This window comes from Pseudomonas sp. Pse1 (assembly GCF_024519635.1).
Classification (GTDB): domain Bacteria; phylum Pseudomonadota; class Gammaproteobacteria; order Pseudomonadales; family Pseudomonadaceae; genus Aquipseudomonas.
The window spans coordinates 1-361 of sequence record NZ_JALJRO010000099.1 but is presented as its reverse complement, the minus strand read 5'-3'; the positions used below and the strand labels follow the sequence as shown (position 1 = coordinate 361).

Sequence of the window (361 nt, the reverse complement as noted above, 5' to 3'; positions counted from 1 at the left end):
ACATACCCAAATTTTTAAAGAACGATCTAATCAAAGACTAGAAATCAACATTCACCATCACCTCGATGGAATGCTCATTTCTAAGCTTTAAACAGTAGAAGCAGTATGGTGGAGCCAAGCGGGATCGAACCGCTGACCTCCTGCGTGCAAGGCAGGCGCTCTCCCAGCTGAGCTATGGCCCCGTATCGCTACAGGTCTTTCCACACAAAATTGGTGGGTCTGGGCAGATTCGAACTGCCGACCTCACCCTTATCAGGGGTGCGCTCTAACCAACTGAGCTACAGACCCAATTTCGGACTGTTTCTATCGTCTTCTTCAATGAATCAAGCAATTCGTGTGGGAGCTTATGCAGCAGCTGATG

2 tRNA genes are annotated in these 361 nt (G+C 48.5%); both read right to left on the bottom strand.

Going from position 1 to position 361, the window contains the following annotated elements:
• Positions 1-106: 106 nt before the first annotated feature.
• Positions 107-182 (bottom strand) — tRNA-Ala (locus NR126_RS28560).
• A gap of 29 nt (positions 183-211) precedes the next feature.
• Positions 212-288, bottom strand: a tRNA-Ile gene (locus NR126_RS28555).
• Positions 289-361 lie beyond the last annotated feature (73 nt).